Origin of the sequence: Brevundimonas sp. UBA2503 (assembly GCF_002341485.1) — a bacterium.
Taxonomy (GTDB): Bacteria; Pseudomonadota; Alphaproteobacteria; order Caulobacterales; family Caulobacteraceae; genus Brevundimonas; species Brevundimonas halotolerans.
On the sequence record NZ_DDOD01000025.1, the window covers coordinates 108,050 to 125,764 of the forward strand.

Annotated in this window: 16 protein-coding genes and 1 pseudogene; 8 read left to right on the top strand and 9 right to left on the bottom strand. The window is 64.5% G+C overall.

Annotation, left to right across the window (positions count from 1 at the left end; all coding sequences use genetic code 11):
- The first annotated feature begins 39 nt into the window (after window positions 1-39).
- Window positions 40-2,319: an NADP-dependent malic enzyme gene (locus B4K74_RS12005; protein ID WP_286693135.1), complete on the top strand. Its 2,280-nt coding sequence runs from the start codon at window positions 40-42 to the stop codon at window positions 2,317-2,319.
- A gap of 4 nt (window positions 2,320-2,323) precedes the next feature.
- Here the strand turns inward: B4K74_RS12005 and B4K74_RS12010 are convergent, their stop codons facing one another.
- From B4K74_RS12010 to B4K74_RS12020, 3 genes and pseudogenes are all read right to left on the bottom strand, one after another.
- On the bottom strand, window positions 2,324-3,937 hold the full coding sequence (locus tag B4K74_RS12010) for an AmpG family muropeptide MFS transporter (protein WP_286693136.1): 1,614 nt from the start codon (window positions 3,935-3,937) through the stop codon (window positions 2,324-2,326).
- A 101-nt stretch (window positions 3,938-4,038) separates the two neighbouring features.
- On the bottom strand, window positions 4,039-5,550 hold the full coding sequence (locus tag B4K74_RS12015) for a response regulator (RefSeq protein ID WP_286693137.1): 1,512 nt from the start codon (window positions 5,548-5,550) through the stop codon (window positions 4,039-4,041).
- 35 nt (window positions 5,551-5,585) lie between these two features.
- Window positions 5,586-6,527: pseudogene (locus B4K74_RS12020) on the bottom strand (ATP-binding protein); the annotation flags it as partial.
- A 37-nt stretch (window positions 6,528-6,564) separates the two neighbouring features.
- Here B4K74_RS12020 and B4K74_RS12025 point away from each other — a divergent pair.
- Entirely contained in the window at window positions 6,565-8,253 is a 1,689-nt protein-coding gene (locus tag B4K74_RS12025; protein ID WP_286693138.1) for a recombinase family protein, read from the top strand.
- Between the two features lie 22 nt (window positions 8,254-8,275).
- Here the strand turns inward: B4K74_RS12025 and B4K74_RS12030 are convergent, their stop codons facing one another.
- The 3 genes from B4K74_RS12030 to B4K74_RS12040 form a co-directional block, all read right to left on the bottom strand.
- Window positions 8,276-8,740 (bottom strand): hypothetical protein, encoded by a 465-nt coding sequence (locus B4K74_RS12030; protein WP_286693139.1) that lies wholly within the window; start codon window positions 8,738-8,740, stop codon window positions 8,276-8,278.
- Window positions 8,741-8,826: 86 nt separating this feature from the next.
- Window positions 8,827-9,027 carry a hypothetical protein gene (locus B4K74_RS12035; RefSeq protein ID WP_286693140.1) on the bottom strand — a complete coding sequence of 67 codons (201 nt, stop codon included), beginning with the start codon at window positions 9,025-9,027 and terminating at the stop codon, window positions 8,827-8,829.
- 34 nt (window positions 9,028-9,061) lie between these two features.
- Window positions 9,062-9,772 carry an SOS response-associated peptidase gene (locus tag B4K74_RS12040; protein ID WP_286693141.1) on the bottom strand — a complete coding sequence of 237 codons (711 nt, stop codon included), beginning with the start codon at window positions 9,770-9,772 and terminating at the stop codon, window positions 9,062-9,064.
- 476 nt (window positions 9,773-10,248) lie between these two features.
- Between B4K74_RS12040 and B4K74_RS12045 the strand changes: the two genes are divergently transcribed.
- From B4K74_RS12045 to B4K74_RS12065, 6 genes are all read left to right on the top strand, one after another.
- Window positions 10,249-10,785, top strand: a complete 537-nt coding sequence (locus tag B4K74_RS12045; RefSeq protein WP_286693142.1) for a hypothetical protein — start codon at window positions 10,249-10,251, stop codon at window positions 10,783-10,785.
- A gap of 78 nt (window positions 10,786-10,863) precedes the next feature.
- The gene (locus B4K74_RS12050) at window positions 10,864-11,763 is read left to right on the top strand and encodes an endonuclease/exonuclease/phosphatase family protein (protein ID WP_286693143.1); all 900 of its coding nucleotides are present in this window, start codon (window positions 10,864-10,866) and stop codon (window positions 11,761-11,763) included.
- Window positions 11,764-11,867: 104 nt separating this feature from the next.
- Entirely contained in the window at window positions 11,868-12,806 is a 939-nt protein-coding gene (locus tag B4K74_RS12055) for a CsgG/HfaB family protein (protein ID WP_286693144.1), read from the top strand.
- A gap of 36 nt (window positions 12,807-12,842) precedes the next feature.
- Window positions 12,843-13,103: a PEGA domain-containing protein gene (locus tag B4K74_RS13505; RefSeq protein WP_414631007.1), complete on the top strand. Its 261-nt coding sequence runs from the start codon at window positions 12,843-12,845 to the stop codon at window positions 13,101-13,103.
- Window positions 13,100-13,465, top strand: coding sequence for a DUF4810 domain-containing protein (locus B4K74_RS12060; protein WP_286693145.1), 366 nt, complete (start codon window positions 13,100-13,102; stop codon window positions 13,463-13,465). The genes B4K74_RS13505 and B4K74_RS12060 overlap by 4 nt, the downstream gene beginning before the upstream one ends.
- The gene (locus B4K74_RS12065) at window positions 13,465-14,142 is read left to right on the top strand and encodes a DUF799 domain-containing protein (protein ID WP_286693146.1); all 678 of its coding nucleotides are present in this window, start codon (window positions 13,465-13,467) and stop codon (window positions 14,140-14,142) included. Before B4K74_RS12060 ends, B4K74_RS12065 begins: the two co-directional genes overlap by 1 nt.
- Before the next feature lie 635 nt (window positions 14,143-14,777).
- On the opposite strand, the gene B4K74_RS12070 is transcribed toward B4K74_RS12065, so the two are convergent.
- The 3 genes from B4K74_RS12070 to B4K74_RS12080 are packed head-to-tail and all read right to left on the bottom strand — an operon-like array spanning window position 14,778 to window position 17,598.
- The gene (locus B4K74_RS12070; RefSeq protein WP_286693147.1) at window positions 14,778-15,647 is read right to left on the bottom strand and encodes a CPBP family intramembrane glutamic endopeptidase; all 870 of its coding nucleotides are present in this window, start codon (window positions 15,645-15,647) and stop codon (window positions 14,778-14,780) included.
- 47 nt (window positions 15,648-15,694) lie between these two features.
- Window positions 15,695-17,146 (bottom strand): MFS transporter, encoded by a 1,452-nt coding sequence (locus tag B4K74_RS12075; RefSeq protein ID WP_286693148.1) that lies wholly within the window; start codon window positions 17,144-17,146, stop codon window positions 15,695-15,697.
- A complete protein-coding gene (locus tag B4K74_RS12080) occupies window positions 17,143-17,598 on the bottom strand; it encodes a hypothetical protein (protein ID WP_286693149.1) in 456 nt (151 codons plus the stop codon). The genes B4K74_RS12075 and B4K74_RS12080 overlap by 4 nt, the downstream gene beginning before the upstream one ends.
- Window positions 17,599-17,715 lie beyond the last annotated feature (117 nt).

Below are 17,715 nucleotides of genomic sequence, written 5' to 3' on the forward strand. Positions count from 1 at the left end.
TCTAGGATCGCCGCCTTCCTCTCGCACTGAAACGACCCCATGCCCGACCTGACCGACAAGCAGACCTTTTCCGACGACGACGCGCTGGAGTTCCACCGCGAGCCGGTACCGGGCAAGATTTCCATGGCGCCGACCAAGCCCATGGCCACCCAGCGCGACCTGTCGCTGGCCTATTCGCCGGGCGTGGCCGTGCCGGTGCTGGCCATCGCGGAGGATCCGGACCGGGCCTATGACTATACGTCCAAGGGCAATCTGGTCGCCGTCATCTCGAACGGCACCGCCATCCTCGGTCTGGGCAATCTCGGCCATATGGCGTCCAAGCCGGTCATGGAGGGCAAGTCCGTCCTGTTCAAACGGTTCGCCGACGTCGACAGCTTTGACGTCGAGGTCAAGACCACCGACCCGGACGAGTTCGTCACCGTGGTCAAGAACATCGGCGACACCTGGGGCGGCATCAATCTGGAGGACATCAAGTCCCCGGAATGTTTCGTCATCGAGAGCCAGCTGCAGGACCTGCTGGACATTCCCGTGTTCCACGATGACCAGCACGGGACGGCCATCATCTCCACCGCCGGCCTGATCAATGCCTGCCACATCACGGGCAAGAAGCTGGAAGACATCAAGGTCGTGCTGGCGGGGGCCGGGGCGGCGGGCCTGTCGTCGATCGGCCTGATGAAGGCGGTCGGCGTGCGCGCCGAGAATACCGTCATCGTCGACCGCGACGGCGTGGTCTACAAGGGCCGCGAGAACATCGACCAGTGGAAGGCGGCGCACGCCACCGATACGCCGCACCGCACCCTGGCTGAGGCCATGGTCGGCGCCGATGTGGTGCTGGGCCTGTCGGCCAAGGGCGCGATCACCAAGGAGATGGTGGCCTCCATGGCGGCCAATCCGATCATCTTCGCCATGGCCAATCCGGATCCCGAGATCACGCCCGAGGATGTGGCGAGTGTCCGCTCCGACGCCATCATGGCCACCGGCCGGTCGGACTATGTGAACCAGGTCAACAACGTCCTGGGCTTCCCCTACATCTTCCGGGGCGCCCTCGATGTGCGGGCCCGCACCGTCAACCACGAGATGAAGATCGCCTGCGCCCAGGCCCTGGCCATGCTGGCGCGCGAGGATGTGCCGGACGAGGTGGCCGCCGCCTATTCGGGCCGCAAGCTGAAGTTCGGCCCGGACTACATCATCCCCACGCCGTTTGACCCGCGCCTGATCTGGTACATTCCGCCCTTCGTCGCCCAGGCGGCCATGGACACGGGCGTCGCGCGCCGGCCGATCCCCGACATGGAGGCCTACCGCATCGCCCTGCGCCAGCGGGTCGATCCGTCCGCCGCCCTGATGCAGAAGATCGCCTCGGCCGTGCGCGCCGCCCCCAACAAGCGGGTGGTGTTCGCCGAAGGCGAGGAGACCACCGTCATCCGCGCCGCCTGGGGCTTCAAACAGGCCGAGCTGGGCACCCCCATCCTGCTGGGCCGCGAGGATCTGATCCGCAAGAACGCCGCCGAGGCCGGGCTGAATTTCGACGATCTGGACATCGAGATCGTCAACGCCCGCATTTCGGAAAAGAACGACGCCTATACCGACTGGCTGTACGAGCGCCTGCAGCGACGCGGCTATCTGCGCCGCGACGTCCAGCGCATGATCAACCAGGACCGCAACTATTTCGCCGCCACCATGGTCGCGCGCGGCGATGCCGATGCCGTCGTCACCGGCACGACCCGCAATTTCAACATGGTGCTCAAGGAAGTGCGCCGGGTGCTGGACGTGCGCGACCGGCTGATCGGCCTGTCGGTGCTGCTGGCCAAGGGCCGCACCCTGTTCGTCGCCGATACCTCGATCCACGAACTGCCCGATGCCCGCGAACTGGCCGAGATCGCCATCCAGGCTGCCGCCACGGTCAAGAAGCTGGGCCGCACGCCGCGCGTCGCCTTCCTCAGCTATTCGACCTTCGGCAACCCCCCGGGCGACCGCAGCGAACAGGTGCGCGAGGCCATCCGCATCCTCGACCAGACCGGCGTCGACTTCGAATATGAGGGCGAAATGCCGGCCGAGCTGGCGCTCGATCCCGAGGCGCGGGCCGCCTATCCCTTCATGCGCCTGACCGGCGACGCCAATGTGCTGGTCATGCCGGGCATCCACTCGGCCTCGATCTCGGCGCGGCTGGTGCAGGCGCTGGGCGGGGCGACCGTCATCGGCCCGCTGCTGGTCGGGCTGGAGAAGTCGGTCCAGATCGTCAGCCTCGGCGCCTCGGTCAGCGAAATCATCGCCTCCGCCACCTTCGCCGCCTACGACGAGGCCGTCGGCGATGAGGGGTGAGGGGTCAGCGAGACGTCAGTTCCTTACGGGCTTCGTGGCGCGTCCGAACCCACTCCAGCAAGCAGAGTACTACCGCCACTCCGCCCAGCCAGGCGGTGAGGATGAACACAGGGGCGAAGCCCTGATTGTCGATCATCTCGCCGAGTGCGCCACGTCCGAACGTGCCGATCAGCAGGGCCAGCGACGTGAATACGGCGAACTGCACCGCGCCATAAAGACGGCTGGCCAGGGCGGACAGGTAGGCCACGAAAGCGGCCCCGGCCAAACCGGCGGCGATGTTCTCGCCTGAGATCGCAAACATCAGGCGGGCCATACCCTCGTTCACGCCGAAAAGGCCGAACAGGTGATAGAGGCCTGTCACGCTCATCAGGCCGCCAATGACGGGCGCACCCATGGCGAGATCAGCAAAGAGCAGGTTGGTCGCCGCCGCCAGAATGGCCCCGATCAGCAGAGTTGCCATCCGGCCGATCACAATGAGCATCCAGCCGCCAAGGGCGATGCCAACGATGGTCATCACGATGCCGAAGATCTTGGACGCTACAGCGACCTCGGCCGCCGTGTGCCCCAGTGCACCGCCGTCGCTGCCCATGTAGAACGGATAGGCGAACGCTCCCCAGACGCCATCGGTGAACCGGTAGGTCAGGATCAGGGCGAGGACCAGAAGCGCGCCCCAGCCCAGCCTGCCCATCAGTTCGGTGAGCGGGGCGAGCACAGCGTTGAACAGGCGACTGGCCGTGACCTGGACGGTGCCTTCCGGCTTTTCGATATGAACCGGGCGACGCGCCAGAATGGCCGCCAGCGCACAGGGCAGGAGGACGGCGGCCGTGATGATCCACGGCCCCACGGTGCTGGTGAAGGTGCCGGCGCTCGGCGCGGGCGTTTCCGAGATGGCGCGCACCATGAAGGACACGATCTGGAAGGCCGCCCACGCCCATGCGGCGAGAACCACGCCCAGCATCAGATTGCGCTGGAGCGAAGAGCCCCGGCGCTGTTGGGCGATCGCCTCTTCGGGCGGACGCTGCGGCTCGGGAGCGATGAGGGTGCCGATCACCGGCAGGATGAATGTGGCCGCGCCCACGAGGAAGGTCGCCTGCCACCCGATAGCGCCGGAGAGGAACAAAGCCCCCGCACCGCCCGCCAGTGATGCCGAGCGGAAGCCCATCTGATAGATGGCCGAAAGCAGGTCGACGGGCACCTCAGGCGTAGCGATTTCGATCCGCCACACGTCGATGACGATGTCCTGGGTCGCAGAGGCGAACGCGCCGAGCGCTGCCCCGGCGGCCAGTGGGCCCAGAACGCCCGTTTCGGGATGCGAGACGGCGACCATGGCGACACCCGCGATGATCACCGCCTGAAGCAGGATCAGCCAGCCCCGCCGCAGACCCAGCTTGCCCAGCACAGGCAAGGAGGCGTTGACGATCGGGGACCAGAGGAATTTGAATGCGTGGAACAGGCCGATCCACGACAGAACGCCGATGGTGGCGGCCGTGACGCCCGCCTCGGTCAGCCAGGCGTTCATCGTGCCGATCAGCAAGGCGACCGGCAGACCGGCCCCGAAGCCGAGCAGAAGCATCGCCAAGGTGCGGCGGTCCGAGAAGGCTGTGGCAATGAGGGCCATTCCCTTCGGACGCTCGGGAGTCGCGCCCTCGGAAGCAGATTCAGTGCCGGTCCGGTCAGTCATGAAAGCCCTCTAGGTCCCGGGAGCCGTCCCTGCGCCCCCTATACAGACGCGACCTTGGCGCGCTCCGGCGGGTTCGTCCAGCGGGTCAGGGCGGCGGTGAGGGCCTCGACGCCCAGAGGCTTGGTCAGATGGTCGTCCATCCCGGCCTCCAGACAGGCGCGGCGGTCGTCGGCAAAGGCATTGGCGGTCAGGGCCAGCACCGGGGTGGTATCCCCTCGCGCGCGCAGGGCCCGGGTCGCGGTCAGGCCATCCATGCCGGGCATGCGCATATCCATCAGCACCAGATCGAACCGCGCCCGCTGCAGCGCGCCCAGCGCCTCCTCGCCGCCCGCAGCGGTCTCGACCACACAGCCCTGACGCTTCAGCAGGGTGGTGGCCAGAAGAGCGCCGACCGGATTGTCCTCGACCAACAGCACCCGCACCCCCGGAAAGGCGGGGCGGCTCAGACGGTCATCCTCGGCCGCGTCGGACACGGGGCCGGGGCTGGTCGCCGAGCCCGTGAGGGCCAGCGCCCGTGCGACCAGCGAGGCCGGGCGCAGTGGCTTGATCAGATAGCCGTCGAAGCCCGTCGCCCGATAATCGGTGATGCGGTCGCGCCGCCCGGGCCGGAGCAGGATCACCGCATGGCGGCTGTCGGGGCGATCGGCCAGTTCAGTCTCAGGCGCGCGCCCGTCGTCATCCACCAGAACCAGATCGGCGGAGGCTTCGGACACCAGACGGGCGCCGGCGTCGCGCGCCATGGCCCCTGCGGTGGTTGCGGTGAATGGATGGGCGCCCGTCACGGCCAGGGTCAGGCCCGACAGCGGGGCCTTCGCGACGGCGCCCTGGTCCGCCACAGCCCCGAACCGCGCCTCGAAGACAAACCGGGCGCCGCCGCCGGGACGGTCGCCGACCGACAGGCTGCCGCCCATGGCCTCGGCCAGCCGTCGCGCTACCGCCAGCCCCAGCCCGGCCCCGTCGTGACGGGTGGCATCGGTGCTGTCGGCATGGCCGAATTCCTCGAAGATGCGAGCACGCGCCGCCTCGGGCACGCCGGGGCCGGTGTCCTCAACGACGAAGAACAGACCCGCCTCGCGGGACCGACTGACCGAGATCGCCACCGCGCCGTCGGGCGTGAATTTCACCGCATTGCCCGCCAGGTTGAACAGGATCTGCCGCAGCCGCCCCTCGTCGGCGCGCACTATCGGCACGTCGGCAGCGACGCGCCAGGCGATCTCGAGACCCTTGTCGTGGGCGCGCGGGCTGAGCAGTTCGGCGACGCCCCGCACCAGATCATCGATACGCACCGGGGCCAGATCGAACTCCAGACTGCCGGCGTCCAGCCGGGCATAGTCCAGCAGATCATTGACCAGACCCAGCAGGTGATCGGCCGAGGTCCGGGCCGCCTCCAGATAGGCCTTCTGCGCCGGGTCGAGGCCGCTGTCGGACAACAGGCCCAGCATGCCGATGACCCCGTTCAGGGGCGTGCGCATCTCATGGCTCATCAGCCGCAGAAAGCGGACGGCGGGATCCGTCTCAGGCGGATCGGGCGGGGCGGCGGGCGACGTCATGGCGGCAAGCCTAGCGCCGACCTCTTAACGCCCGCTCAAACCGGGCTGTGGGCCACCATCGTCGCCCGGTTGAACTGGGCCTCGGCGTCCATGCGGTTGTGGCGATAGATCAGGGCCTCGGCCACATGGCGGCGCAATATGCCCTCGGCCCCGTCCAGATCGGCGATGGTCCGCGCCAGTCGCAGCGTCCGGGTCCAGCCCCGGGCGGTCAGCCCCCCGGCCTCGCCCGCCCGCATCAGCAGCGCCCGACCGTCAGCATCGGGCCGCGCATGACGGTCCAGCAGGGCGCCGCCCAGATGGGCATTGATCGTGGCGCCGCCCTCCTCGGGGCTAAGGTCGGCCAGGCGCGCGGCCTGAACCTCTCGCGCACGCCTCACCCGGGCAGCGGCCTCGGCCGTGCCCTCGACCGGAGCCGGCAGGCTCATGTCGGCGGCGGTCACCGGTGGCACCTCGACGGTCAGGTCGATGCGGTCGAACAGCGGGCCGGAAATGCGGTTATGATAATCCCTCTGGCAGCGCGGGGCCTTGCCGCAGGCCCCCTTGCCGGCCCCGCCCAGCCCGCAGCGGCACGGATTCATGGCCGCCACCAGCTGCACCCGGGCCGGATAGCGAATGTGAGCATTGGCGCGCGCCACAATCACCTCGCCCGTCTCCAGCGGCTGACGCAGCGAATCCAGCGCCTGTGGCGAATATTCCGGCAGTTCATCGAGGAACAGCACGCCGTTGTGGGCCAGCGACACCTCGCCCGGCTTGGCCCGGTGGCCGCCGCCCGTCAGGGCTGCCATCGAGGCCGAGTGATGCGGGGCCCGGAACGGCCGCTCGCGCGTCAGCCCACCTCGCTCGATCAGCCCGGCCATCGACCAGACCATGGAGGTCTCCAGCAGCTCGCGCGGCGTCAGCGGCGGCAACAGGCCCGGCAGACGCTGGGCCAGCATCGACTTGCCCGAACCCGGCGGGCCGATGAACAGCAGGTTATATGTTTTACAGTCCACGTTTTTCAGCTAGGCCATTTCCATGTTGGCCGTCGCTTATGCTCGCTGGAGCTCACTGGAACAGGGCAAGGGTTCGACACTGGAGCGGCAGCTTCAGGTGGTCGAGCGATACTGCTCGCAGCGAGGGCTGGAAATCCTCGAACGGGTAGTCGACGAAGGAACTAGCGCCTACAGCGGCGACAACATCGAAACCGGCAATCTAGGCAAACTGATCCGCCGCATCGAAGCCGGGGCGGTACCTCGGGACATTACGATCGTTGTCGAGCAGCTCGACCGGATCAGCCGTCTAGCGCCCGCTAAGGTCATCTCCTTCATCCAGAGAGTCACCAGCCTCGGCGTCTCGATCGCCACAGCCAACGACGGCTACGTTATCACCGCCGCCAGCATCGACTCGAACCTCATGGGTTTCATGGGACTCGTGTTCAACTCGTTCAGGGCGCACGAGGAGAGTCGGCACAAAAGCGAACGCCTATCGGCTAGCTGGCAGATCAAAAGAGATCGGCTCGGTCAGGCCGATGCCCGACCGATCACGGGTGTCTGTCCTGCATGGCTGCGGCTTGCCCCGAACAAGCAAACTTTCGACGTCATCCCGGATCGGGCGATGATCATTCAGGAAATATTCCGGCGCACTGCGGACGGGGAGGGCAAGCGCTCGATCACAGCCGATTTGAACCGGCGAGGCGTCGAGACCTGGGGCAGAGGGAAAAGCAAGGCTACTGCCTGGCATTCGAGCTACATCCACAAGATCCTGTCGAACCCGGCCGTAATCGGCGAGTATCAGCCACACATCAGGCCCCGAGGTGCCACCCGACGCTCCCCAGTCGGTGAACCGGTTTCGGAGTACTTCCCACCTGTCATCTCCGAAGAGCTGTGGGCGAAGGTGCGCAGCAGGAGAAAGCAGGTTCGCGGAAACGACGGGCAGAGGGGCCAGGTCAACAATCTTCTGAGCGGTCTGTGCAGATGCGGCGTCTGTGGCGGACCGATGGCTTATCAGCTGAAGAACGTTGCAGGCGTCAGGATGCGCAGTGGCGTGGCCACTCAACAACGACAGGCCAGCTACCTAAGCTGCGCTCTTAGAGCTCGTGGCGGCGCCTGTGACCATACCGACCACTATCGATATGAGGTCATCGAAAGCGGCATCCTGAGTGCTTTCCTCCAGTCGGCGCTTTCTGATCGGTACTTCGGGAATGCAGACAGTGCAGCGGGCCTTGTCGAAGCCGAATACCGTTCCCTGAGAGAGCTGGAGAATGCGAAACATCGAGCCGCAAGGATGCTCGACCTATTCGAAGAAACCGGCGACCAGACCGTTCGCGAACGGTGGTTGAGCGCCCGGACTGAAATCAAGGCCGCAGAGGCCGCTACCGAAGAGCTGAGGCGGCGGCTCGATGAGGCACGGGGCTCGGTCAGCCCTGAAATGCACATCCGGCGTGTTGCCGCAGTCCACCACCTGCTGGATGGCCCGCCGTCAGACGAGCGAAGGGACGCCCGGGTGAAGACCGCTGGCAGCCTCCGAGAGCTCATCGATCACATCGAGTTCTCGGGCACCTTGTACGTGGCGATCCGTGGTGCGCCGACGGTGGTGGCGATGGATAGGAAAGGCGAAATCCTTGGTGATGTCACCATCACCGAATTGCCGCCCGATGAAGCGCATGCCGCTGGAAAGGCTTTGCTGTCGGAGAGCCAACCGGAGGTCAGCCGAGCGTCACCCTAGGCGCTCGGCTGACCGTGATTGCCTACTTGGTTTTCGGTGCCGCCTTCGGCGTGAACCGCGTCTGAAGTTCGGCGGCCGCCATGGCCAACGCTGAATCGAACGACCCTGTCAGAGACTCCTGCCTCAGCTGAGGGAGGATCTGGCGGAGGTCGCCGAGCGACTTGAATACGATCGTGTCGTTCGTGCCCTTCAGCTTAAGCCGCATTGCGCCGTAGCGGATGGCGAAATGAACCTTGCCGTCATCGTCGATCGTCCACCACGGCGAGACCGAGCGGCTCTCCTGCGTGGTGACGACCTCGTTCGTGCCCTGCGCCATCTGTTTGCGCATCCTCGTCTTCGTGTGGGTCTCCCCCTGCTCGATGGCGTCGATCAGTTTGATCTGATCCAGCAGCCCCGCCGCCAGTTTGCGCCGGCGGACTTGCACGGGGTCGTAGGTCGCTCGGCGTTCGCTGCCAGCGGTCAGTTCGAGTTTGTCCAGAACACTCATGTAAGCCTCCATCGGTTGATGAGGGCCCCCTCCGGCCAATCTGGCCAGATGACAACGCTAAAGGGTCCGAGTGTGGACGACCCAGCTCAGCCGTTCAGCCAAAAGATCAGGCCGTTGACGACGAGGAGTCCACTAAAGACCAGAAGCCCCCACGCATTGACCTGATCGGCGCGGCTGCGCCAGCCGTGGGTTTGTGATCGTCTAAACCCACCGAGCGAAAAGATGAGCCCGAGCCCGCCAGCCACGATCTCGATAAACCCGATGGTCTGCTGGTCGAGCCCGAACATGGTCTTCTCATTGGTGGCTGGATAGCTGCGCTGGTCACGAGGGTATGAACTGGACCAATGCCCCATCGGGCAGTGGGCGCTGGAGCGCGGCGGCATCATCCCACTCTGCCGCCAACCACGTCTCGATCTCATCGGGTTGGGTCAAAATGACTGGCATCGCTTTGGGATGGACCGCGCCGACCTCGGCACTTGGTTCAGTGGTCAGGAAAGCGAACAGGTCAGCCGTCTCCCAGCCGGTCTTGATCTTCCTCACCCCCTGCCATCCCTGCACCTGAATGCCCGCAAAGAAGGCGAGAGGCTCCGGGTCCTCGCCCTTCATCCGGAACCATATCGGCCGGTACTTGCCCTCGGCGTCCCGGCCGGGCTCGCTGAAGGATGTGAAGGGGACCAGGCACCGATGTTCCGGCGTCAGCCATGGCTGCCAGTGGCGGCTGGACGTATTGCGGACGTTGGTGGTGCCGCTGTCGGGCTCCATCTTCAGCAGCGCTTCGAAATCAACCTCCTTGCCCTTTGCCCTCAGCCTGTCAGCGCGGCGGGTGGCGGCATCGAGGATCGCCTTACGAGATGACGGCATGCCCCAGCGGGCAGTGGTCAAAACGCGACCCTCCCCCTCAGAGCGCACGATCGGCGCACTGTAGTCGGGATAGACCGATCCACCCTCAACGTTCCCGGCCTGATTACCCATAGCGCGAGCCAGATCGAGGATCGCCGCTGGGCCTTTCCGCAGGGAGTAGAGGTTGCACATCGATCAGGTCTCTTTGGGGATGTCGAAGGGCAAGCCAGGGTCATCGCCTGACCAGTGACGAGCGCAACCGTTCACCGCCCAGATCGCAGCCGTCAAGGCGTGGGATGCGGGAGCAGCGGGATGGAGACCGATCGTGAGGGCACGAAGTTCCCTCTCTATGGTGCGCAGCTTTGCGAGGTCTGAAGCGGTTATCTGGCCTTTGAGCTTCACTTTCATGCGGCCCAATGTTCGTGTTTTGTTTCCTGCGTCAAGAGGCGTCACAGTTGAGGCTATCAGTTGAACGGTGATAGTTGAGGGGTGAGGGTGCCAACACAACTGGCTGAGAGGATGTAGCGATGGTTAGACTATCGATAGCTGCTGCCGCGCTTTTGCTCGCATCGTGTGGCCAACCCGCAGCTGATGCTCCTGATAAGGTCCAAACCGAACGAGCGGCGCCATCTATCCAGGTCGAGGCTGCCGCGATCTCACCGACAGTGGTGAAGACCACCATTACGACCACGCTTCCCTTGCCGGTCACGGTCATGGCCAGCGTCGATCTCGCCAATCAGGCAGGCGACGACGTCTATATCGGGTACTCAGAAAGAATTACTCTGACCAACCAAACGACGGAAACGCTGATCGACACCTCGAAGGCGCAAGACGCTCTCCCGAGCGGCTCCTACGATGTAGAAGTGGTTTTCTATCCGCGTTGGGGCGCTCCGGATAACCCCGAAGCCTCTGCCGTCGGGGTCGATGTCGCTGGTCGAACGAGCATTCAGCTGGTCGGTTCAGGCGAAACCCGCGAAACGGCGGAGCTCAGGAACGAGCGTCAGAAGTGGGTGATGGAAAACGTCGTCGTTCACACACCATTCGACGAGGCCGATTTCGTGCGCCGCTTAGGCCCTTTCGAGAAGACGCCTGCAGCGCTCAACAATCATGACGCATATTACTTCTCTGGTGCAGACATGACCCTCATTGTGAACCGCACTCGAAGGACCGTCGCCGTATGGCGGACAGGGAAAACGGATTCATAGCTGCGACCTAGGTCTACCCTGTCGAAAAGGGCATCCGGCCGAGTTTGATCCAGCAAGGCCCTATGCTCTACTCGGCCAATGAGAACCCCCGCCTTACTCGTCGTCCTTGCCCTGCTCGTCGGAGGCTGCACGGGAGCCATCGATCCGAACGGTGCATCGTCGCCCGGTCAAACCATCAAGCTGGCGGCTTGGAACATGGAGCATCTGGCTGAGAGGGATGGAACGGGATGCCGTCCCCGGACAGAAGCCGACTACGCCGCGATGCGTGGTTATGTGGCGGAGCTGGACGCCGACGTGATTGCCTTCCAGGAGGTCGAGTCCAAGGCAGCAGCCGAGCGAGTGTTTGACCCGGCCGTGTATACGGTGGTGATCGAGGACCGGGTCGGCACTAACCGACGGGGTGCATGCCGAGGCCGCGAGGCTTTGACCATCAACGCCCAGCGAACCGGATTTGCGATCCGTAAGGGCATCCCCTTCGAACGACAGCCAGACTTCACCGATATTCAGGTCGGAAATCCCGATCTCCGTTCGGGGGTTGATCTAGTTGTTCGGCCGCTAGGTGGAGAGCCGCTCCGGGTGCTGTCGGTCCACCTGAAATCGGGCTGCAGCTCAGGCGACAGCAACGACGCTTGCACGGTCTTCTTTCAGCAAGTCCCCGTAATGGAGCGGTGGATCGACGAACGTGCTTCAGAGGGTATGCGTTTCGCAGTTATGGGCGATTTCAATCGCCGCCTGACGATGTCAGGAGATGCCGTATGGGCTGAGTGGGACGATGCTTCACCGCCGAATTCTGACCTTGCTCTCGCCTCCGGTGACGAGTCTGCCCGGTGCAATCCCCGCTACCGCGATTTCATCGATTTCATCGTCCTTGATCTCCGCGCGACCACCGACCTCAAGGGCTTTGAGGAGAAGGTCTTTAGCGGCGCTGCGTTGAGTGATCACTGCGCCGTGGCGGTCCGTCTGGGCCTGAGACAATGAGCTGCTCAGGAAACGACTGCGCCACTCTCGTTTAGGTTATCTTTGGCTTGCCAACTTCTGCGATGCCGTGCCACTCTCGTTAGCTATATCCGGGGGGGGAGCTGGTGATACCTATCCACACTAGGGCGTGCGCGCTGTTTGGAGCGATCCTGCTCGCCCTTCCGGTCGTCGCTTGGCCGGAAATCTCTACCGCGCAGGTCGTGGATGAGGCCGCTTCATCACCACGGGTCGGCCTTAAAAGGCGCATCGCGGTAGGTCGTTTCAGCAACAGCACGCCATACGGCCGACTGCTGCTCTCACCGGGCGAGGCTGACCCCATCGCAACGCAGGCCAGTGACATACTGACCAACGCGCTCGTGTCGTCCGGACATTTCTTCGTATTCGAACGTGGGGATCTTGAAGCCTTAGGGGTTGAGCGCATCCTTTCGGACGCGGACTCTGACCAGCTAGTGGGCGTCGATACCCTGTTGTTCGGCTCCGTTACCCAACTGGGTCGACGCAATGAGGGCAAACAGGGATTCCTGAACTCCCAGCGCCGACAAGTCGTCAACGCCACTGTTGAAATCCGGCTCGTCGATGTGCGCACCGGACGCGTGTTTTTCACGGCGTCAGGCTCCGGTGAGGCAACAACAGAGACGGGCGAAGTAGCAGGCTTCGGAACGAGCGCGGGGTACGATTCGACCCTCATTGATCAAGCCATCAATGCTGCGATTGCAGATGCCATTACCCAAGTGATCAATGAGCTGCAGCAGAGGCCGTGGTTCACGGACATTCTCAGTGTCTCTGGCGACCGCGTGTTTGTAAGTGGCGGGCCCAGTCAGGGCTTAAGAGCGGGCGATCGTTTTGTCGTCGAAACGCCGGGCGAAGTTATCGTCAGTGCTCAGTCAGGACTGCCGATCACGCTCCCTGGATCGCAAATCGCGGAAATTGAGCTGGTCAGCTTCTTTGGTGAAACACCGGAGGCGGAAGGCGCGATCGCTCGTTTGGTGAGCGGGAACTTGCCTCCCGATACCACCGGCCTGCGGGTCATGGAGATTCGATGAATGCCGAATAGAGCGATTTTGGCCGCGTTCGCCTGTATGGCCGTCAGCGGTTGTGTTCAGAACTACGCAGAACGAGAGGTCACTCAAGGCGCTGCGCTTGGTTCGCTCGTCGTTTTGAATGCTCCTGAAGGCGCGACGATCAAAGTAGACGGCCGCCCCTACGATACGACCGGTTCAGGCGCTGCTGCGCTTTCACCCGGACGGCATGAGGTCGTTGTCGAAGTGAACGGACGGCCAATCCACAGCCAGGCCATCTTTATCGCGGCCGGCGCACGAGTAGAGGTCAGAGTTCCATGATCCGTCGCATTCTAATGATCGCCACCGTGGCCGGGACGCTTGGGACGGCCGCCTGCGCGCCGGCGACGCTCTTCGAATGGGGCAACTACGAGTCAGCCCTGTACGCGTACTCCCAGAATCCTGAAAATCGGCAACTCTATCAAGAGTCTTTAGAGGTTGCGATTGAGCGAGGACTGGAGCGTGGCGCGTTGGCGCCGGGCCTAATGGCTGAACTGGGCTACCTGCATTTGGAAGCCGGAAACACGGCGGAGGCGCTTCGATACTTTCAAGAGGAGCGTTCGCGTTTCCCTGAGTCTGCGAAACTGATGGATCGGATGATCGACGGCTTGAGCGGCACAGGCGCCGCTAGAGGGACAAACTGATGCGCATCTTTCGCACCTTAGCCGTGACCGCTCTTGCGTGCGGCGGCTTGGCACTTGGCGCATGCGTAACGGCACCCCCGCCGAAGAGCTATGCCGCGATGAGGGCAGAAAATCCGCGTGGAATTCTCGTGGTGCCCGCCCTGAATACGACCGTATCCGTAGACGCGGCGGATTATTTCGTATCGACAATTTCTCGGCCGATCGCGGAGCGTGGCTACTATGTTTTCCCTGCTCACATGGTCAAGCGACTCCTGGAAGACGAGGGCCTTTCTGATGCAGGCCTAGTCCATCAGGCGGATGCTTCAAACTTCGGACGGATTTTTGGCTGCGATGCCGTAATGTTCGTGGAGATCATGCGCTGGGAGTCCCAGTATATCGTCATCTCCACGTCAACGAACGTGGAGTTTCAGTACACGCTGAAAAGCTGTGAAACCGGAGACACCTTGTGGGTAGATAGACAATCAATGTCATACAGCCCTCAGGCATCAAACTCAGGCAACCCTTTAGCTGATCTGCTCGTCCAAGCGATCGTATCAGCAGTGGAAAAGGCTCAGCCGAACTATATTCCGCTCGCCCAACAGGCCAACTTGATCGCGACCCACACAGTCGGCCGCGGGTTGCCCGCAGGACCGTATGCTCCTGGATACAATCTAGATCGATCGCAGTTCCCCGATTAAGCGTCGCGCGTCGATCTAACACCCTGCTGGCGAAAACTTGCTCGTAGGCTCTGGGGAATGGGCCGATCAGATCCCCGGGTCGTGGCCGGCTGGGGCGGCCCACCCATGTCAGAGTGAGCCTAAGGGCGTGGCCCACTTTGAGCATGGGGGGGCCGCTTACACACTCTGGTCCTGCGACGGCGTTCTATCTGACCGCTTCAGGCGGAGCTTTCCCGCCATCTTCGGTTGACTGAACCCTACAGAAGGTCTGCTCTCCACCCTCGGCCGACAGTCCGCTTCCGACCCCTAGCGGACATTGCGGGCCGGCCATACGGTAAGGCTATGCAGAACACACGACCTCCCATGGACCCCTTCGCCATCGGATTATCCGGTGGGGTGGGTGCGGGATTGGGACAATACTTCCTGAGCGGCCAGTCGATCCCTGTGGCGGTCGGCACTGCTGTTTGCGTGGGGATAGGGATCTACTATTTCGTAATCTACCTGAACCGACCGGATGGTCGGCTGTGATCGCACTTCGCTTATACGGCACACGCCCATGCCAGCAGATGGCTGTCGGCTTTACGCCCTGAGGCGGCGGACCGCTCTCGACCCATTGCGGACCTTGCGACCGTTCTCCGCGATGGGCCGGGTTTGGCTCATGGGACACCTTTGGAAGGTCCGCTCCTTGTCATTAAACCTCGCCCGGGCGGCAATGCGAAGGCCAGTACAAGGACGAGAACGGCGATCAGGCCGGGGAGACTGGCCTCCAGACCGAAAGCGCCGCCGGTCAGCCAGTCCATGCCCCTATCCCGGACCGGACTAAGAAGGCTCGGCTCGGCGGCCCCGCTCACCCCGAAGCCCAGCGCGATCCCCTGGGTGACATTGGCCATGAAGTGCAGGCCTATCGGCAGGGCGAGGCTACGCGTTCGGACATAGGCTAGTCCGAACAGGATCGATGCGGCGAAGATGTTGATGCCCGCCCAGATCCGCGTCGCACCCTCCAAGCCGGGATTGCCGAGGTGGGTCAGCACGAAGAGCAGGCCGATCACAATTTGCGCCGGCCAGAGCCCGATCCCGGCGATAAGGCGCTGAAACAGCACGCCGCGGAACAACAGTTCCTCAGCCACGGCGACGCCCGCCATCAGCAGGACGGCGGACCACAGCTGCGTTGGGTTCGCCGCAGCAACCTCCCAGCGCACCCAACCCCCGAGCATCAGGGCCAGGGCCGGGGCCGCCATCAACAAGCCGCCCAAGGCAGCGCCGAGGCAGAGATGCGCGATCCAGCGCAGGTCCGGTCGCCCCGTCACCTCGAGTACGGACCGTCGGCGGAGCGCCTGAACAGCCAGGGTCGCAAGGGCAATGATGATGACCTGATCGAAGATGGTGATCTCGCGGCCGAGGTAGGCCGAGACGAGAATGGCGGGCGCCAGCAGCGCCCCGAGCAGGACGAGAAAGGCCGCGACCCACCATCCGTTTCGAAGCCGCCTGTCGCGATTGACGAAAGCCACGGTGAACCATGAGGGCATGAGACGACTCCATCGACGGTGCAGGTTTGAGGTTGAAGGATTTGCCCTTAGTCCGCCATCGGCAGGGCTTCGCCGGTTGCAGGAGGGCGATCCCCGCTCCTCAAGAGGCTGACCAGTCCGGCGAGGAGAGCGAGCACGCCGCCGATCCCCAGTCCGAGCCGCGGCGCGGTCCCGAAAGGCGCCAGTGTGAAGAGCAGGGTCATGAGGACGGCTCCGGCGGTCTGGCCGGTCAGCCGTGCAGTCCCCTGCAGGCCGCCCGATGCCGCGCTGCGCGCCAGTGGGGCTGCAAGGAACATGTTGCGGTTGTTCGGAGTCTGGAACAGGCCGAACCCCATGCCGCAGGCCGCGGCGAACACGAGCATCGGCCGGACATCTTCCGCCAGGGGCCACAGCGCGGCGCTGACGAGCCCAAGCGCGAGAATGAGGCCGCCGGCCGTGCACAACCAAGCGGTGGAGAACCGGTCAGCGAGCCGGCCCGCCGCAAGGGCCGTGAGGGCCACACTGAGCGGCCAGACCGTCATATAGACGCCCGTCGCGGAGGGCGACTGGCCGAGCACCTGTTGAAGATAGAAGGGCAACGCCACCATCGCCGCGGTCTGGCCAGTGAAGCAGAGGACCGAGGCGATCACCGAGAGGCGAAGAGACGTTTGCCGCAGGAGGTCGAGGGGAACCAGGGGCGCCGCCTTGGGCCCCTCCCTGCGAACCAGCAGGCCGATGCATACAAGGCTCGCGGCGGCCAGGCCGCCCGCGAGGACCGGCTGCGCCGGAAGAAGCTGGGCTCCGACGAACACACCGGCGAACATCCCGCCGCTCAAGGCCATGCTGGCGAAGTCCAGCCGCTGGGAACCGGACGGCGAGCGGGGCAACTGCCGGCAGGCCAAGAGAACTACGATGCCTATGGGAACATTGGCGAGGAAGAGCGACGGCCATTCTGCGGTGGAGAGGATCAGCGCCCCGACGCCGGGTCCGGCGGATGAGGCGAGGGCCACCGTCAGCGCGTTCCAGCCGATGGCCGCGCCGAGCCGGTGGGGCGGCACGGAAAATCGCAACAGGGGGACGCCAAGTGCGAGGATCGCAGCGCCCCCCAATCCCTGCAGGGCCCGGGCCGCGACCAGCCATGGGAGCGTCGGCGCACAGGCGCTCAGCACCGAAGCCCCGATGAACAGCCAGGCCCCCGAGGCGAAGACCCGGCGATAGCCCAGCCGTTCGCCCAGGGCGGCGGCGGGCAGCAGGGCGACGAGCAGGGCCGTCTGGTAGGCGGTGACAACCAGCACCGTCGCGGCCGGAGACACGCCAAGCGCGCTGGCGATCGTCGGCAGGGCCAGGTTCGTCATCCCGGCGTCCAGCACCACCAGCGTCATCGCCATCAGGACAGCGGCAACAGCCAGCCCGCGCCCGGGGTTTGCCAGCGGGCCTTCGGTGGTCGCGGCAGGCCTGGTATCCGGCGTTGGCGGCCGCGCCGGGCCCGCCGCCGCGGAGTCGGGCTCAAGAGGCATCATGCCAGCGCGTCCGTGGTCCAGACGCCGTCGCGGCAAACGTACCGGGTCAGGCGGTGGTGTTCCCGGTCCTCCACCCGCAGATCACGCTCGGTAAAGCGGAACAGCAGGGCCGTATCGCTGACGCAGCGGGTGTCGTGGATGTCGCCCGGCAGGTAGAGCTGGGCCTGTCCCGCGCGAACCAACGTTGTGTTCCGCCTGACCAGCCGGACCGCGCCGTCGTCGGACTCGCTACGGGCATAGGTTCTCATCTCTATTTCACCGCGCTGGATTCCGTAGAGCACCCAGCTGCGGCCATGGTCGTGCGGCGGGCGATAAAGCCCGGCCTGTTCGGTGTGGCCCAACAGCATGAACCCATGGTCCAGGTCGCGGTGGAGCTCCGCCGAGGCCGGCGCCTCCTGATGGAGCCTCGCCAGCCAGGCCTCTTCGGGGGAGGCGCGGAGAAGGCTCTCCATCGCCGCCTGACACGCCTCCGCCAACTCGCTCGTCAGGGGTCCCCAACGAGACCGAACGTCGTCGGTGAACGACTGCAGCGCTGTTCTGTCCATGAGCCTTGCCTCCGCTTGATCGCG

What these genes read in the sequence shown, in the direction of transcription:
- B4K74_RS12005 (WP_286693135.1), top strand. Translation starts at nt 40, where the DNA reads ATGCCCGACCTGACCGACAAGCAGACCTTTTCCGACGACGACGCGCTG.
- B4K74_RS12010 (WP_286693136.1), bottom strand. Translation starts at nt 3,937, where the DNA reads ATGGCCCTCATTGCCACAGCCTTCTCGGACCGCCGCACCTTGGCGATG.
- B4K74_RS12015 (WP_286693137.1), bottom strand. Translation starts at nt 5,550, where the DNA reads ATGACGTCGCCCGCCGCCCCGCCCGATCCGCCTGAGACGGATCCCGCC.
- B4K74_RS12025 (WP_286693138.1), top strand. Translation starts at nt 6,565, where the DNA reads ATGTTGGCCGTCGCTTATGCTCGCTGGAGCTCACTGGAACAGGGCAAG.
- B4K74_RS12030 (WP_286693139.1), bottom strand. Translation starts at nt 8,740, where the DNA reads ATGAGTGTTCTGGACAAACTCGAACTGACCGCTGGCAGCGAACGCCGA.
- B4K74_RS12035 (WP_286693140.1), bottom strand. Translation starts at nt 9,027, where the DNA reads ATGTTCGGGCTCGACCAGCAGACCATCGGGTTTATCGAGATCGTGGCT.
- B4K74_RS12040 (WP_286693141.1), bottom strand. Translation starts at nt 9,772, where the DNA reads ATGTGCAACCTCTACTCCCTGCGGAAAGGCCCAGCGGCGATCCTCGAT.
- B4K74_RS12050 (WP_286693143.1), top strand. Translation starts at nt 10,864, where the DNA reads ATGAGAACCCCCGCCTTACTCGTCGTCCTTGCCCTGCTCGTCGGAGGC.
- B4K74_RS13505 (WP_414631007.1), top strand. Translation starts at nt 12,843, where the DNA reads ATGGCCGTCAGCGGTTGTGTTCAGAACTACGCAGAACGAGAGGTCACT.
- B4K74_RS12060 (WP_286693145.1), top strand. Translation starts at nt 13,100, where the DNA reads ATGATCCGTCGCATTCTAATGATCGCCACCGTGGCCGGGACGCTTGGG.
- B4K74_RS12065 (WP_286693146.1), top strand. Translation starts at nt 13,465, where the DNA reads ATGCGCATCTTTCGCACCTTAGCCGTGACCGCTCTTGCGTGCGGCGGC.
- B4K74_RS12070 (WP_286693147.1), bottom strand. Translation starts at nt 15,647, where the DNA reads ATGCCCTCATGGTTCACCGTGGCTTTCGTCAATCGCGACAGGCGGCTT.
- B4K74_RS12075 (WP_286693148.1), bottom strand. Translation starts at nt 17,146, where the DNA reads ATGATGCCTCTTGAGCCCGACTCCGCGGCGGCGGGCCCGGCGCGGCCG.
- B4K74_RS12080 (WP_286693149.1), bottom strand. Translation starts at nt 17,598, where the DNA reads ATGGAGAGCCTTCTCCGCGCCTCCCCCGAAGAGGCCTGGCTGGCGAGG.